11 protein-coding genes are annotated in these 13,433 nt (G+C 65.5%); 5 read left to right on the top strand and 6 right to left on the bottom strand.

The window, feature by feature from the left end:
* Positions 1 to 394: 394 nt before the first annotated feature.
* The 5 genes from AB4Y44_RS11945 to panB all read left to right on the top strand — a co-directional run bounded on the left by AB4Y44_RS11945 (position 395) and on the right by panB (position 4,894).
* On the top strand, positions 395 to 1,081 hold the full coding sequence (locus tag AB4Y44_RS11945) for an HAD family hydrolase (RefSeq protein ID WP_368699637.1): 687 nt from the start codon (positions 395 to 397) through the stop codon (positions 1,079 to 1,081).
* Positions 1,078 to 2,712: a polynucleotide adenylyltransferase PcnB gene (pcnB, locus tag AB4Y44_RS11940; protein WP_368699636.1), complete on the top strand. Its 1,635-nt coding sequence runs from the start codon at positions 1,078 to 1,080 to the stop codon at positions 2,710 to 2,712. The genes AB4Y44_RS11945 and pcnB overlap by 4 nt, the downstream gene beginning before the upstream one ends.
* Positions 2,713 to 2,784: 72 nt before the next feature.
* Complete coding sequence (gene folK / locus AB4Y44_RS11935) at positions 2,785 to 3,324, top strand: 2-amino-4-hydroxy-6-hydroxymethyldihydropteridine diphosphokinase (RefSeq protein ID WP_342919291.1); 540 nt, start codon at positions 2,785 to 2,787, stop codon at positions 3,322 to 3,324.
* Complete coding sequence (locus AB4Y44_RS11930) at positions 3,321 to 4,013, top strand: deoxynucleoside kinase (RefSeq protein WP_368699635.1); 693 nt, start codon at positions 3,321 to 3,323, stop codon at positions 4,011 to 4,013. The genes folK and AB4Y44_RS11930 overlap by 4 nt, the downstream gene beginning before the upstream one ends.
* A gap of 65 nt (positions 4,014 to 4,078) precedes the next feature.
* Positions 4,079 to 4,894: a 3-methyl-2-oxobutanoate hydroxymethyltransferase gene (gene panB / locus AB4Y44_RS11925; protein WP_342919293.1), complete on the top strand. Its 816-nt coding sequence runs from the start codon at positions 4,079 to 4,081 to the stop codon at positions 4,892 to 4,894.
* 84 nt (positions 4,895 to 4,978) lie between these two features.
* On the opposite strand, the gene pabB is transcribed toward panB, so the two are convergent.
* The 6 genes from pabB to hemH all read right to left on the bottom strand — a co-directional run bounded on the left by pabB (position 4,979) and on the right by hemH (position 13,232).
* Entirely contained in the window at positions 4,979 to 6,886 is a 1,908-nt protein-coding gene (gene pabB, locus AB4Y44_RS11920) for an aminodeoxychorismate synthase component I (protein ID WP_368699634.1), read from the bottom strand.
* Between the two features lie 55 nt (positions 6,887 to 6,941).
* A complete protein-coding gene (gene dnaJ / locus AB4Y44_RS11915) occupies positions 6,942 to 8,075 on the bottom strand; it encodes a molecular chaperone DnaJ (protein ID WP_342919295.1) in 1,134 nt (377 codons plus the stop codon).
* Between the two features lie 294 nt (positions 8,076 to 8,369).
* Positions 8,370 to 10,328, bottom strand: a complete 1,959-nt coding sequence (gene dnaK, locus AB4Y44_RS11910) for a molecular chaperone DnaK (protein WP_342919296.1) — start codon at positions 10,326 to 10,328, stop codon at positions 8,370 to 8,372.
* Positions 10,329 to 10,568: 240 nt separating this feature from the next.
* Positions 10,569 to 11,156 (bottom strand): nucleotide exchange factor GrpE, encoded by a 588-nt coding sequence (gene grpE, locus AB4Y44_RS11905; RefSeq protein ID WP_368699633.1) that lies wholly within the window; start codon positions 11,154 to 11,156, stop codon positions 10,569 to 10,571.
* A 551-nt stretch (positions 11,157 to 11,707) separates the two neighbouring features.
* Positions 11,708 to 12,115: an RNA-binding S4 domain-containing protein gene (locus AB4Y44_RS11900; RefSeq protein WP_069267787.1), complete on the bottom strand. Its 408-nt coding sequence runs from the start codon at positions 12,113 to 12,115 to the stop codon at positions 11,708 to 11,710.
* A 49-nt stretch (positions 12,116 to 12,164) separates the two neighbouring features.
* A complete protein-coding gene (gene hemH / locus AB4Y44_RS11895; RefSeq protein ID WP_342919299.1) occupies positions 12,165 to 13,232 on the bottom strand; it encodes a ferrochelatase in 1,068 nt (355 codons plus the stop codon).
* Positions 13,233 to 13,433: the final 201 nt, after the last annotated feature.

Genomic DNA, 13,433 nt, shown 5'->3' with positions numbered 1-13,433 from the left:
AGGCGCGGCCGCCGGCGAGCGTGCCCTTCGACAAGCCGACCGACAACGTCGAAGGCGAATTGGGGGCCAAATATCGTCACGTCGTCCACAAGGAACTGGGCACCGAACTCAAGGGCGAAGTCGAAGCCGACGTGAGCAACGAGATGAGCGGCGAGCTGCGCGGCGATCTCGATCCGCCAGCGGGCACCGCCGCCCCCGAGGCACAGGCAGGCGAGACGCCCGAACAGCCACCGTCAGCGCCCGCTAGCTCGGGTACGTCGCCATCGCAAGAGCACAAGGCGCCCGCCCAGAACGACGCGCCTGCAGGCCCCGAATCCCCCGCGGACCCCGCCGCGCCGACGCCGCCCGCCGGCGGCGGCAACGGCGTCTCCCGCTTCAAGTAAAATGAGCGCCCATGGCTAACCTTGCACTTTTTGATCTCGATCACACCCTGATCCCCACCGACAGCGACCACGAATGGGGCCGCTTCATGGTGAAACTCGGCATTGTCGACGGCGAGCGCTTTGCGGAGCAAAACGACCGCTTCTATGCCGACTACAAGGCCGGCAAGCTCGACATCCATGCATACCTCGTCGCCATGCTCACGCCGCTCGCGAAATATTCGCGCGCGCAGTTGAAGGAATGGCACGACCAGTACATGCACGAGGTGATCAAGCCGACCATCCTGCCGAGCGCGGTCGAGCTCGTGAAAAAGCACAAGGAAGCGGGCGACCTCTGCTGCGTGGTCACGGCGACCAACGAATTCATCACGGCGCCTATCGCCGAGGTGTTCGGCGTAGACAAGCTGATCGCGTGCGAAGTCGAAACCGTGGACGGCCATCCGGCCTCGGCCTTCACCGGCCGCCCGACGGGCACGCCGAGCTACCGCGAAGGCAAGATCGTGCGCGTCGAGCAATGGCTCGCCTCGCTCGGCAAGCGCCTTTCGGACTTCGAGCACAGCTACTTCTACAGCGACTCGCACAACGACATTCCGCTGCTCGAAAAAGTCACCGACCCGATCGCCACCAACCCCGACGACACCCTGCGCGCTCACGCGCAACAAGCGGGCTGGCGCATTCTCGATTTGTTCCAAGCCCAGTGATCAAGAAACTCATCCGCAAGCTGTTCGGCCAGGACGACGCCGAAGCGGCGCAAGACACCGAAGCCCCCGCCGTCGATCCGGACACGGCCTCGCAGGAAGGCGCGGCCGCCGTTGCCGGCAGCACCCGCGCACGCCGCAAGCCGGCCAGCGCGCAGAAGGCCTCGAAGCCGCGCGCCGGCAAGGGCGCGCCCGACCCGGCTACGCCCGTCATCCTTTCCGCCGACATCCACGGCATCAATCCCGCGCTGATCTCGCGCAACGCCGTGCGCGTGACCGACGGTCTGCAGCAGGCGGGCTTCCGCGCGTTCATCGTGGGCGGCGCGGTGCGCGACCTGCTGCTCGGCGTCGCGCCCAAGGACTTCGACGTCGCCACGGACGCCACGCCCGACCAGGTGCAGAAGCTGTTCCGCCGCGCGCGCATCATCGGCCGGCGCTTTCAGATCGTGCACGTGCAGTTCGGCCAGGAAATCATCGAAGTCTCGACGTTCCGCGCGCTCGTGGATGCGCCGCCTGCCGATGCCGAAGCGCCCGCTCCGGCGCCCGCAAAGCGCATGCGCCGCGACGAACTCGACCGCAAGACGCACCACGTGGATGCGAGCGGCCGCGTGCTGCGCGACAACGTCTGGGGCGAGCAGCACGAAGACGCCACGCGCCGCGACTTCACGATCAACGCGATGTACTACGATCCGGCCACGCAAACCGTGCTGGATTACCACAACGGCATGGCCGACATGCGCGCGCGCCTGCTGCGCATGATCGGCGACCCGGCCACGCGTTATCGCGAAGACCCGGTGCGCATGCTGCGCGTGGTGCGTTTCGCGGCGAAGCTCGGCTTCGAGATCGAGGAGCACACGCGCGAGCCCATCGTGAAGCTCGCGGACCTCATCAACAACGTACCGGCCGCGCGTCTTTTCGACGAAATGCTCAAGCTGCTGCTCTCGGGCCACGCGCTCGAGTGCCTCAAGTGGTTGCGCAAGGAAGGGCTGCATCACGGCCTGCTGCCGCTGCTCGACGTCGTGCTCGAACAGCCGCAAGGCGAGCGCTTCATCACGCTCGCGCTGTCGAACACCGACGCGCGCGTGCGCGCAGGCAAACCCGTGTCGCCGGGCTTCCTGTTCGCCACGCTGCTGTGGCACGACGTGCAGCAACGCTGGCAGCAATACACGGCCGAAGGCGAATTGCCCGTGCCGGCGCTGCATCGCGCGATGGACGACGTGATCGACGCGCAAACGGAAAAACTGGCGATTCACCGTCGTTTTTCGTCGGACATGCGCGAAATCTGGGGCCTGCAGCTGCGCCTCGAAAAGCGCGGCCGCGGTGCGCTGAAGCTGCTGGAACACCAAAGATTTAGAGCGGGGTATGATTTCCTCCTGCTGCGCTGCGAATCGGGCGAGCTGGACGCCGAAGTCGGCCAATGGTGGACGGACTTCATTTCCGGCGACAACGCCGAGCGCGAGACGCTTCTCGCGCAGGGCGGCAAGGAGCGCTCGCCGCGCAAACGCCGCCGCCGCGGCGGCGCGAAGAGCCGCAGAACGGGCGAAGGTGCTGTATCGGAAGCCGGCGCAGCCGGTGACGTGCATGAAGCCAGCAGTGCGGACTATGACGGCCACGCCGGTCCGCACGAGGACTGACGCCATGCGGCGTCGCGGCTTGCCGCGGCGCACATGCGTCGAACCGCAACATAAGTCGCAGGAAGTGAAGCCATGACGGTTGCCTGGCTGGGAATTGGCGCGAATCTGGGGGATGCGCGCCAGACCCTCAAAGACGCGGTGGTGTGCCTCGCGCAACAGCACACCCTCACCGTCGTCGCCAAATCGAGTCTGTACCGCACCGCGCCCATCGACGCGGGCGGCGACGACTATTACAACTGCGTCGTGAAGATCGAGACGAGTCTCGACGTTCACGCGCTGCTCGGCCTGTGCCAGCGCGTGGAGCATCACTTCGGCCGCGAGCGTCCCTTTCGCAACGCGCCGCGCACGCTCGACATCGACATCCTGCTTTACGGCGACGCCACCATCGACGAAACCGACCTCGTCGTGCCGCATCCGCGCATGACGGGCCGCGCGTTCGCGCTCGTGCCGCTCGTCGAGATCGATCCCGAACTCGTGATTCCGGGCCAGGGGCCGGCCAGCGCCTACCTCGCCGCCGTGGCCGACCAGCGCATCGAGAAGGTCAAGCCGTTGTGCCAGTGCATGGGCACGGCGCCTGCGCCGGACACCCCACCCTCCGGCAACTGCCGATGAGCACGACACCCCTGCCCGTCGTCAGCGCGCGCGCCACGCGGCCAGCCGCGCTCCAGTACATCGTGATCGAAGGGCCGATCGGCGCGGGCAAGACCACGCTCGCGACGCGTCTGGCCGAACGCTGGTCGATGCAGACGCTGTTCGAATCGAACGCCGACAATCCGTTTCTCGAGCGCGTGTATCGCGACACCGCGCCCTCGTCGCATGCGCTCGCCGCGCAACTGCATATCGCCTTGCAGCGCGAGCAGCTTTCGCGCGACGTGGCCGCGCGCCGCGAAGCGGGCGTGCCGCTCGTGACGAATTTCCTTGCCGAACGCAACGATCTGTTCGCACGCCTCACACTCGCCGAAGACGAACTGCCGCTCTACCGCGCGCTCGCCTCGCGCCTCACGTCATCCGCGCCCGCGCCTGACCTCGTCGTCTATCTGCAGGCGAGCCCCGAGGCGCTGTATGCGCGCATCCAGAAGCGGGCATTGCCGCGCGAGCTGGCTATTTCGAGTGCGTTCCTGCGAGCGCTGTGCGACAGCTACAACGATTTTTTCTATCATTACGATCATGCGCCGGTGCTCACCGTCGGCGCGGAGCATCTGGATCTGCCAGGTTCCGATGCGGACCTCGAGCTCGTCGCCGAACGTATCGAGACGATGCGCGGCCGCAAGGAATCCTTCGTCAAGGGCACGTCGCTATAACCGCCTCATCGGCGCGATCGAACGGCGCAGCCCCTCCCGTTTTCCCTTTCCCAACGGATTTCCCCATGAGTTACCTGCAGGAAACGAGCCGCAGCGCGGTCACCGTGCCCAAACTCCAGGCCATGCGCGATGCGGGCGAGCGCATCGCCATGCTGACGTGCTATGACGCGAGCTTCTCGGCGCTGTGCGACCGCGCGGGCGTCGATACGGTGCTGATCGGCGACTCGCTCGGCAACGTGCTCCAGGGGCACACCACGACGCTGCCCGTCACCATCGACGACATCGCCTATCACACGGCCTGCGTGGCGCGTGCGCAAACCAGGGCGCTGATCATCGCCGATCTGCCGTTCGGCAGCTTCGGCACGCCCGAAGACGCGTTCGCGAACTCGGTGAAGCTCATGCGCGCCGGTGCGCAGATGGTGAAGATCGAGGGCGGCGAATGGCTCGCGCCCACGGTGAAGATGCTGGTGGAGCGCGCCGTGCCCGTGTGCGCGCACATCGGCCTCACGCCACAGTCGGTGCACGCGTTCGGCGGCTTCAAGGTGCAGGGCAAGAGCGATGCGGCCGCCACGCAGATGATTCGCGACGCGCTGGCGCTGCAGGACGCGGGCGCGCAGCTCGTGGTGATCGAGGCCGTGCCCGCGGCGCTCGGCGCGGAAGTGACCAAGCAGTTGCGCATTCCGACCATCGGCATTGGCGCAGGTGTGGACTGCTCGGGCCAGGTGCTCGTGCTGCACGACATGCTCGGCATTTTCCCCGGCAAGCGGCCGCGCTTCGTGAAGGACTTCATGACGGGCCAGCCCGATATCGAATCGGCCGTGCGCGCGTATGTGCAGGCCGTGAAGGAAGGCACGTTCCCGGGGCCCGAGCACGTGTTCTGATCCGCCGACTTTGCTTCGCAGAATGAAAAAAGCGCGCTCCGTCTGAAGGGGCGCGCTTTGTTTTTGTGGTCTGCTACGGCCGCTTCATCGAATCAAGCGCGCCGGCACGGCACCGCGCAGCGCGTTCGTGAGCATCAGGGCTTCGGCGTTAAGCACGTCGTCGTGCGTGAGCACACGCTCCTGTGCGCCGAACGCTTCGTCGTCGAGCAGCACGCCGCGCATCACGCCCGGCAGCACGCCCGCGGCGAGCGGCGGCGTGAACCACCTGCCGTCGAGCTTCACGAACACGTTCGAACGGCCGCCTTCGGTCAGCTCGCCGCGCTCGTTGAAGAACAGCATGTCGAAGCCGCCCTGTGCTTCGGCCTCGCGCCATGCGCGATCGAATTCGGCGCGGCGCGTGGTCTTGCGCAACAACAGCGCGTCGGCGGATTCGACCGGCGCAAAGCCGTGATCCGGCGCGAGCAGCACGCCCACGGTGTCGTGCGCGAGCGCAGCAAGCGGCGCGCTGGTGAGCGTCGCCGCCCCGCTCTTGCCGAGCGCAAGGCGCACCCGGTACGGCGCGTTCTCGTCTGCAAACGTGGCGCAGGTTTCGTCGATGCGCGTTCGCAACGCTTGAACGTTGCACGGGAAACCGAGCCACGCCGCACTCGCCGCGAGACGCGCGAGGTGACGCTCCACGTGACGCACGCCGTCAGCGCGCGTCGCGTACATCGTTTCGAAGCATTCGATGCCCGGGTCGGCGTCGGTCAGAAAGCGGGCTTTCAAGCGGCACTCCTCGTATTCGTCGGCGGCCACGCTGTCGAGCACGATGCCCGCACCGACGCCCATTTCGCCGCGCCGCGTGCCGCCCGTACCCCTCGAAGGCGCATCGAGCGTCAACGTGCGGATCACGACCGAGAGACAAAAGTCGCCACACGCCTCGCCTGCCGAGGGCGCTTCGAGCCACCCTATCGTGCCGGTGTAAAGCCCGCGCGGCGCATGTTCGAGCGCTTCGATCAGCTCCATCGTGCGGTGCTTGGGCGCGCCCGTGATCGAGCCGCACGGAAAGAGCGCGCGCATGGCGGCGGTGAATGTCGTGCCTTCGCGCAGCGTGGCTTCCACGGTCGAGGTCATCTGCCAGACGGAAGCGTAGGGCTCCACGCTGAAGAGCGCCGGCACGCGCACCGAGCCGGTTTGCGCGACGCGCGAGAGATCGTTGCGCAGCAAGTCGACGATCATCACGTTTTCGGCGCGGTTCTTCGGGTCGTTGGCGAGAAAACGCGCGGCGGCGGCGTCCTGCTCCTCATCGGCGCTGCGCGCGGCCGTGCCCTTCATCGGTTTCGCGCGCAACGTTTTGCCGCGCTTCTCCACGAACAGCTCCGGCGAGCACGAGAGCACCCAGCGGTCGCCCGGCAACGCGATCAGCGCGCCGTAACGCACGCGCTGACGCTCGCGCAGGCGCCGGTAAAGCGCGAGCGGCGAACCGTACGCCTCGAAGCCGAGCCGGTAGGTGTAGTTGATCTGATACGAGTCGCCCGCGCGCAAGGCATCCTGCACGGCGGCGATGTCCTGCTCGAAGCGCTCGCGATCGACACCGATCGTCACACCCGCCACGCCCGCTGGCGCAGGCGCTTCACTGCCCTCTTGCGCCGCAAGCCACGCGTCGGCTTCCTCGCGCGAGAGCGTTTCGCAGCGTTCGAACAATAAAAAACGCAGCGCGGCGTGGCCGTGCTGCGTTTCGATGGATGCGCTCGTGTCGCGCTTTGCGAATTCGAGCGTGCGCCCGAACTCGTAGTCACCGATCACGAGGGCGTGAAGTCCCTTGCCCAGTTCGGCATTCGCTTGCGCGCACACCGCGTCGAGGTCCGCCGCACGCTCGCATGCAAGCTCGCGCACGAACCCCGTATAAAGGCGGCTCGAACGGCTAGCCGCCGTCGAGTCGCCGTCGTCGAGCAGCGCGAAAGTTGCAACACTCGTCGCATCACCCGTCGCGCCGCCAGAATTGACTGCCATTACGCTAACTACCTGCAATTGACCTGCTGCTGCATGGTGACGCCGGAAAAGCGCATCAGTCGAAGAAGCTCTTCACGCGGTCGAACCAGCTCTTGCTTTGCGGGCTGTGGCGCGAACCGCCTTCCACGAGCGACTTCTCGAACTGCTGCAGCATCTCGCGCTGGTGATCGGTGAGCTTGACCGGCGTTTCCACCTGGACGTGCACATACAGATCTCCGGCGATGCTCGAACGCAGACCCTTGATGCCCTTGCCGCGCAGACGGAACGTCTTGCCCGACTGCGTGCCTTCGGGCACCGTGAACGATGCGCGGCCCGCGAGCGTCGGCACTTCGATCTCGCCGCCGAGCGCCGCCGTGGTGAACGGAATCGGCATCTGGCAGTGCAGGTCGTCGCCGTCGCGCTCGAACACCGCGTGCTGCTTGATGTGGATCTCGACGTACAGATCGCCCGACGGCCCGCCGTTGATGCCAGGCTCGCCGTTGCCGGCCGAGCGGATGCGCATGCCGTCGTCGATGCCCGCCGGAATCTTCACTTCGAGCGTCTTGGTTTCCTTGACCTTGCCTGCGCCGTGGCAGTTCGTGCAAGGTTCGGGAATGTACGAGCCCGTGCCGTGGCACTTCGGGCAGGTCTGCTGAATGCTGAAAAAGCCCTGCGACATGCGCACCGAACCCGAACCATGGCAGGTCGGACAGGTTTCGGGCTTCGTACCGGGCTTCGCGCCCGAGCCGTGACAGACTTCACAACCGCTCCAGCCCGGCACGCGGATTTGCGTCTCGTAGCCGTGCGCCGCCTGCTCCAGCGTGATTTCCATGCTGTAGCGCAGGTCCGCGCCGCGATACACCTGCGGACCGCCGCGCTGGCCGCCACGGCCGCCCGCGGCCTGGCCGAAGATATCGCCGAAGATGTCGCCGAAAGCGTCCGCGAAACCGCCGAAGCCCTGCGCACCCGCGCCGCCCATGTTGGGATCGACGCCGGCGTGGCCGTACTGGTCGTAAGCGGCGCGCTTTTGCGAGTCCGACAACATTTCGTAGGCCTCTTTGGCCTCCTTGAAATGCTCTTCCGCATCCTTGTTGTCCGGATTGCGGTCGGGGTGATACTTCATCGCGAGCTTGCGATACGCCTTCTTGATTTCGTCGTCGCCCGCGTTCTTCGCGACGCCCAGAACCTCGTAGTAATCCCGTTTCGCCATATCGGTTCAACGCCGGCCTCGCGCTTCACGGCGCGCGCCGGCTCCTCTTGAATGCTGGATCTCGTGACCCGTTTGCCGTTCCCCTGAACATCCGCACAGGCGCTTCTCACGCCGCGGCGGCCCCTGAAAGAGAACAGCCTCCATAAAACAAATGTGCCCGGAGAGCCGGTTGGCTCGCCAGGCGCTGCAATGCTGACACGCATCGTAACCGATGCGGCCGCTTTCGTAGCCGCTTTGATCGGATCACGACCGTTCGCTGATCAGGCAGAACGGTCATGACCGCCACGAACCGGCTTAGTCCTTCTTGACTTCCTTGAACTCGGCGTCGACCACGTCGTCGGCGTCGTTCTGCGCGCCCTGCTCGGCCGCACCGGCACCTGCGGCACCCGCGCCGGCGGCACCGGCCGCGCCTGCCTGCTGCGCCTGCATGTCGGCGTACATCTTTTCGCCGAGCTTCTGCGACGCTGCCGACAGCGCCTCGACCTTCGCCTCGATCGTCGCCTTGTCGGCCGACGAGCTCTTCAGCGTTTCTTCGAGGTCCTTCAGCGCGGCTTCGATCTTTTCCTTTTCGGAGGCGTCGATCTTGTCGCCGTACTCGGCCACGGCCTTCTTCGTGCTGTGAACCAGTGCGTCGCCCTGGTTGCGCGCGTCGGCCAGCTCACGCAGACGGTGATCTTCTTCCGCGTTGGCTTCGGCGTCCTTCACCATCTTCTCGATTTCGGCTTCCGACAGGCCCGAGTTCGCCTTGATGGTGATCTTGTTTTCCTTGCCGGTGGCCTTGTCCTTCGCGCCCACGTGCAGAATGCCGTTCGCGTCGATGTCGAAGGTCACTTCGATCTGCGGCACGCCGCGCGGTGCGGGCGGAATGCCTTCGAGGTTGAACTCGCCCAGCAGCTTGTTGCCCGCTGCCATTTCGCGCTCGCCCTGGAACACCTTGATCGTCACGGCCGACTGGCTGTCGTCCGCCGTCGAGTAGACCTGTGCGTGCTTGGTCGGGATCGTGGTGTTCTTGTTGATCATCTTCGTCATCACGCCGCCGAGCGTCTCGATACCGAGCGAGAGCGGGGTCACGTCGAGGAGCAGCACGTCCTTGCGGTCGCCCGAGAGCACCTGGCCCTGGATCGCGGCGCCAACGGCCACGGCTTCGTCCGGGTTCACGTCACGGCGCGGGTCCTTGCCGAAGAACTCCTTCACCTTCTCCTGCACCTTCGGCATACGCGTCTGGCCGCCAACGAGAATCACGTCGTCGATGTCGCCGACCTTCACGCCTGCGTCCTTGATCGCCATGCGGCACGGCTCGATGGTGCGCTCGATCAGTTCCTCGACCAGCGCTTCCAGCTTGGCGCGCGTGAACTTGAGGTTCAGGTGCTTCGGACCCGAGGCGTCCGCCGTGATGTACGGCAGGTTGATGTCGGTCTGCTGGCCCGACGACAGCTCGATCTTGGCCTTTTCAGCGGCTTCCTTCAGGCGTTGCAGCGCGAGCACGTCCTTCGAGAGGTCGACGCCCTGCTCTTTCTTGAACTCGCCGATGATGTAATCGATGATGCGCTGGTCGAAGTCTTCACCGCCGAGGAACGTGTCGCCGTTGGTCGAGAGCACTTCGAACTGCATTTCGCCGTCGACATCCGCGATTTCGATGATCGAGATGTCGAACGTGCCGCCGCCGAGGTCGAACACGGCGATCTTGCGGTCGCCCTTTTCGGCCTTGTCCAGACCGAACGCGAGTGCGGCTGCCGTCGGCTCGTTGATGATGCGCTTGACTTCCAGACCGGCGATGCGGCCGGCGTCCTTGGTGGCCTGACGCTGGCTGTCGTTGAAGTACGCGGGAACCGTGATCACGGCTTCGGTGACCGGCTCGCCGAGGTAGTCTTCAGCGGTCTTCTTCATCTTGCGCAGCACTTCGGCCGAAACCTGCGACGGCGCGAGCTTCGTGCCGTGCGCTTCGACCCAGGCGTCGCCGTTGTCGTGCTTGACGATCTTGTAGGGCATCAGGCCGATGTCCTTCTGCACTTCCTTCTCTTCGAAGCGGCGGCCGATCAGGCGCTTGACCGCGTACAGCGTGTTCTTCGGGTTGGTGACCGACTGGCGCTTGGCCGGTGCGCCGACCAGCACTTCGTTGTCGTCCATGTAGGCGATGATCGACGGCGTCGTACGGGCGCCTTCCGAGTTCTCGATCACCTTGACCTGATTGCCTTCCATCAGCGCCACGCACGAGTTGGTGGTGCCGAGGTCGATACCAATGATTTTGCCCATTTTTGTCAAATCTCCAGAATTTGGTCGCTGTGCGGACGCCGCTTTCGCGCTGCGCAGGTAACTGCATGCTCGAGCCGCGTTTTCCCTTGTGCGCGGCTGGCGTCCACTTCAATACGGAACTGCTGCCCAAATAAGTGCCGTTACGGCGATTTCAAGGGGTTTGGGCTATGCGTTCCATCATTTTTTTCAATCGCGGGCCTTTTTTGCTTCCCTCAGGCCGTCGCGTGACTTACATCTTTCTTACTTCGGTGCCGAAACGGTCACGAGCGCCGGACGCAGCACGCGGTCGGCGATCACATAGCCCTTTTGCAGCACGCTGACCACCGTGTTCGCTTCCTGTTCGGACGGCACCACCGAGATGGCCTGGTGACGGTGCGGGTCGAACTTCTCGCCCACAGGGTTGATGGCGACGACCTTGCCCTTCTCGAGCGCGCCGGTGAGTTGCTTGAGCGTGAGCTCGACGCCTTCGTTGACCTTGGCGAGGTCGTCCGAGTTATGGGCGAGTGCGGCTTCGAGGCTGTCCATCACCGGCAGCAGGTGCTCGGCGAAGTTTTCGATCGCGAACTTGTGCGCCTTGGCGACGTCTTCCTGCGCGCGGCGGCGCACGTTCTCGGTCTCGGCCTTGGCGCGGACGAAGGCGTCCTGCAATTCGGCGATCTTCGCCTGGGCTTCGGCCAGTGCGGCCTCGGCAAGCGCCGCAGCGTTCTGGTCCACGCCGCCTTGGGCTGCCTGCTCGACCGCTTCAGCCGCCTGGGGCTGGGCTGCCTGCGACGCCTCGTCCGCGGGCGTGGGGTTCTGGCTCGTCGGGTTCTCTTGCGTGTTTTCCATGTCGCTGAACGTCGTTGAATAGTGAAAAAGGGGAACAAAGCTGCGGGCGCCTTTACGCAACCCGCTCTGCTGCGCCGACCGTCGTTGCGCCGACGCGACAGAGGCTTCGTACATTGCGACTGCACATGGGTGCCGGATCGCTTGTTTCAAGGGGCTATTGCGGCTTTTTTATGCAGACATCCAGGCCGCGAAATCGCTCGTAACAACCATTACTGCAGCGCCGCAAAAATGAAATTGAGTAAGGGACATCCCTGACCTACACTCAGGAACAGGTGCTGCTCATGGCGCGTTTACCCTGAGCCTGGCACCGCACCGAATGGGCCCACGGTCAGCACATTTTTTAGCGGCATCGCCGCGCATAAAAACGCTAACCGGGCTCCGAAACTGGCCGTTTTGCTGCGATCCCAAGGGGAGTACCGTGAAACTGACCTTTGCCATATCGGTGGTCGCTCTGGTACTCATCGCCGGAACTACGACCATCTGCATGTCGGGCGCCGTGAACGAAAACACGACGGAATACGGGGGCGTGCACGCGACGATGGAAGCGCTCTTCAACCCTCACGCGAAAATTTGTCGATAGTGCGGCGGTCGCGCTTGGTCGGCCTGCCCTGCAACACGGCAGCCGGTTCGCGAAAGAGCCGGCGCCGGTCCTGCTCCGCCGCGCGCCTCTCGCGCCCGGCCTCGGTTTCCGCATAAAGCGTCTGCGCGATGCTGGCGGGTCCGCGCATCTCGCAAATACCCAATACCTGCACCTCCCAGACCACGTGATCGATCTCGATTTCGACGAGGTCGCCCACGCGCACGTCCTTCGACGCCTTCACGGCGTCGCCGCCGATGCGCACGCGCCCCTTGCCCACGGCGTCGGAGGCGAGCGAGCGCGTCTTGAAGAAACGCGCCGCCCATAACCATTTATCGATGCGCAGCCGCGCGCCAGGTTCGGTCGAAATCTTGTAGTTCATCAGAAGCTTTCCGGATGTGCGCCGCTCAGTTCACGCTCGACTCGCCCGGTCAGGCCACCGCGCCTGCCGGCGCCGCGGCCTGCACGGGCCAGCCCTGCAGGTGCTGCGCAACAATCTCGCCTAGCGCCGCGATCCACGCCGGCGAGGCATTCAGGCACGCAATGCGGTGAAACTCCTTGCCGCCGCCGTGCAGGAACTCGTCGCGCACTTCCATGCCGATTTCCTCGATGGTTTCCAGGCAGTCCGCCGTGAAACCGGGGCAGAACACGTCCGCCCGCCGCACGCCGCCCGCGCCCAGTTCCCGCAGCGTGGGCGCCGTGTACGGCTGGAGCCACTGCGCCCGCCCAAAGCGCGACTGGAAAGTCACCCGGCATTCGACCGGCGTCAGCTCCAGCGCGTGCATGAGGAGCGCGGCCGTTTGCTGGCACTGGTCGTGGTACGGGTCGCCCAGATCGAGCGTGCGGCTCGGCACGCCGTGAAAACTCAGCACGAGCCGGTCGCCCGCCGCGAAATTGGGTTTGCCGTGCGCGTGCCAGTACTGGTGCACCTGCGCCGCGAGCGCCGCGATATACGCCGGATGGTCGTGATAGCCGCGCACCGTGCGGATTTCCGGCTGGTTGCGCATGCGGCGCAGCGCGACGAAGGCCGCATCGAACGCCGTGGCCGTGGTCGACGCCGAGTACTGCGGGTACATCGGCATGAGCAGGATGCGTTCCGCGCCCGCCAGCTTGAGCTGGTTCAGCATCGCCGGGATGTCGGGCGTGCCGTAGCGCATCGCGTAATCGACGAGGACCGTGTAGTCGTTGATCTGCAGCAGGTGGCGCAGGCCGTCGGTCTGCTTCTGCGTGTGCACGCGCAGCGGCGAACCCTCGGGCGTCCAGACCGCCGCGTACTTCTTCGCCGACGAGCGGCCGCGAAACGGCAGGATCAGCGTGCGCAGGATGACCTGCCAGATCGGCGCCGGAATCTCGACCACGCGCGGATCGGACAGAAACTGCGCGAGATAGCGGCGCACGGCGCGCGGCGTGGGCGCGTCCGGCGTGCCCAGGTTGATGAGCAGCACGGCGACGCGATGCGCCGCGGCGGACTGCGAAGGCCGCTCCAGGTCGAAACGCATAGGCGATCAGTGGCGCCGCGCGAATGCGCAGCAACGGTTGCATGAAACAAGCATTATAGCGGGCGGTCCTGGCGGGCCAAACCGCAGCCGCGACGCAGCGCCCCGCCGCACGTTGGCCATCCGGCCGATGGCGCGGGCCATGCCTTTCGGGGATGATCGTCGGAAAGGCGGGGGTGCCCGATGCCCGCTGTGCCCGATGCG

The sequence above is a fragment of the Paraburkholderia sp. BR10937 genome, from assembly GCF_040965695.1.
Lineage (GTDB): Bacteria > Pseudomonadota > Gammaproteobacteria > Burkholderiales > Burkholderiaceae > Paraburkholderia.
The sequence above is the reverse complement of the archived record's forward strand: the minus strand, read 5'-3'. Positions and strand labels throughout refer to the sequence as shown.

Coding starts and splice junctions, on each gene's coding strand:
- grpE (WP_368699633.1), bottom strand. CDS start 11,156: ATGGAAAACACGCAAGAGAACCCGACGAGCCAGAACCCCACGCCCGCG.
- dnaJ (WP_342919295.1), bottom strand. CDS start 8,075: ATGGCGAAACGGGATTACTACGAGGTTCTGGGCGTCGCGAAGAACGCG.
- pabB (WP_368699634.1), bottom strand. CDS start 6,886: ATGGCAGTCAATTCTGGCGGCGCGACGGGTGATGCGACGAGTGTTGCA.
- AB4Y44_RS11945 (WP_368699637.1), top strand. CDS start 395: ATGGCTAACCTTGCACTTTTTGATCTCGATCACACCCTGATCCCCACC.
- hemH (WP_342919299.1), bottom strand. CDS start 13,232: ATGCGTTTCGACCTGGAGCGGCCTTCGCAGTCCGCCGCGGCGCATCGC.
- AB4Y44_RS11900 (WP_069267787.1), bottom strand. CDS start 12,115: ATGAACTACAAGATTTCGACCGAACCTGGCGCGCGGCTGCGCATCGAT.
- AB4Y44_RS11930 (WP_368699635.1), top strand. CDS start 3,321: ATGAGCACGACACCCCTGCCCGTCGTCAGCGCGCGCGCCACGCGGCCA.
- panB (WP_342919293.1), top strand. CDS start 4,079: ATGAGTTACCTGCAGGAAACGAGCCGCAGCGCGGTCACCGTGCCCAAA.
- folK (WP_342919291.1), top strand. CDS start 2,785: ATGACGGTTGCCTGGCTGGGAATTGGCGCGAATCTGGGGGATGCGCGC.
- dnaK (WP_342919296.1), bottom strand. CDS start 10,328: ATGGGCAAAATCATTGGTATCGACCTCGGCACCACCAACTCGTGCGTG.